We start from the raw sequence: 280 nt of genomic DNA on the forward strand, positions 1-280 counted from the left end.
ATATGATCTCCCACGTGGCCACGGCGGATGCGTTACTCAACCTGATTCTCACCGCTACGTTGCTGCTGATGTATCACCACAGCCAACTCAGTCTGGTGCAGCCTGAATCCCCCGGTACCCGGCAGGTGCTTTACGGTATCTATGCCCTGATGGCACTGGGTGTACTCACCAAGGGGCCGGTCGCCGTCGCGATTCCCCTGGTGGTCAGTGTGATTTTTTATCTCTGGAGTGGCCAGCGTACTGCCCTGCTGAAAGCACTGTTTTTTGTACCGGGCTGGCT

General features: G+C 56.8%; 1 pseudogene. It reads left to right on the forward strand.

Going from position 1 to position 280, the window contains the following annotated elements:
- Nucleotides 1–280, forward strand: a pseudogene (locus tag Q4563_RS19410) (ArnT family glycosyltransferase); the annotation flags it as partial.

The sequence above is a fragment of the Gilvimarinus sp. 1_MG-2023 genome, from assembly GCF_030548285.1.